This is a genomic window from Streptomyces sp. BE20 (genome assembly GCF_036322525.1).
Classification (GTDB): Bacteria; Actinomycetota; Actinomycetes; order Streptomycetales; family Streptomycetaceae; genus Kitasatospora.
This window is the reverse complement of record NZ_JAQYWW010000144.1, coordinates 1-368: the sequence shown is the minus strand read 5'-3', so window position 1 is coordinate 368 and position 368 is coordinate 1. Positions and strand designations below refer to the sequence as shown.

The 368-nt window shown below is 74.5% G+C and carries 1 protein-coding gene; it reads right to left on the bottom strand.

What is annotated here, in order from left to right:
* A partial coding sequence (locus PUR61_RS00735; protein ID WP_329874531.1) for a hypothetical protein occupies positions 1–368 on the bottom strand: 368 nt, incomplete at both ends.

The window sequence follows — 368 nt, the reverse complement described above, 5'->3', positions numbered from 1 at the left end:
GCTCCCGGGCCGCACCCGCCGCCGTCGCATCCACCAACAGCACCGGCACCGGCACCGGCAGCGCGTCACCGAGACGCATCACCGCACCCGGCACCTCGGCCGCCACCTCCTGCGGGGCCCAGTCCACGGCGTAGAGCAGAAGCTCGGCCGCCGCCGCTCCCGGGCGGACGGACGAGACCGGGCGCAGCACCAGGCCGTCGACCTCGGCGACCGGTGTGCCGGACGCGTCGGCGAGCAGCAGCCGTACGTTGTCTGCGCCTCCGGCCAGGGTCTGGTGAGGGCGATGACGCGTTACGGGGGGGCCGACTGTACGGAAGCGGGTGACGTGGATGGGGAGCCGGACGTCGAGGTCGTTGTACAGGCCGCCG